This is a genomic window from Caballeronia glathei, assembly GCF_000698595.1.
Taxonomy (GTDB): Bacteria; Pseudomonadota; Gammaproteobacteria; order Burkholderiales; family Burkholderiaceae; genus Caballeronia; species Caballeronia glathei.
Genome location: NZ_JFHC01000327.1, coordinates 1 through 352, shown reverse-complemented (window position 1 = coordinate 352; position 352 = coordinate 1). Strand labels below are relative to the sequence as shown.

1 protein-coding gene is annotated in these 352 nt (G+C 61.9%); it reads right to left on the bottom strand.

Going from position 1 to position 352, the window contains the following annotated elements; all coding sequences use genetic code 11:
- A partial coding sequence (locus BG61_RS38990; protein ID WP_035943918.1) for a DJ-1/PfpI family protein occupies nucleotides 1-352 on the bottom strand: 352 nt, incomplete at both ends.

Here is a 352-nt window from a genome sequence, read left to right as displayed (position 1 = left end):
CTCGATCATCGCAAGCGCCATGTCGATCGTCGCGGCCATGCCCGCTGACGTCCAGATCGATCCGTCGACGATAAAGATCTGATCTTCCTCGACGGCCACTTTCGGGAAGCGACGCTTCAGGTCGCCTGCGAATCGCCAGTGGGTCGTTGCGCGACGGCCATCGAGCGCACCTGCTTCGGCCAGAACAAAGGCGCCGGTGCATGGGGCCGCGACGCGCCTGGAGGTCTTGAGCGCGTGTTTGACAAAACCGTTCAGTGCCGGTGAAGCGAAGGCGGTTTCGACACCTGAAGCGAACATGACCGTATCGAAAACAGCCTCGCCGAAGGGCTCGCTGTCTATCCTGATGCCCGCC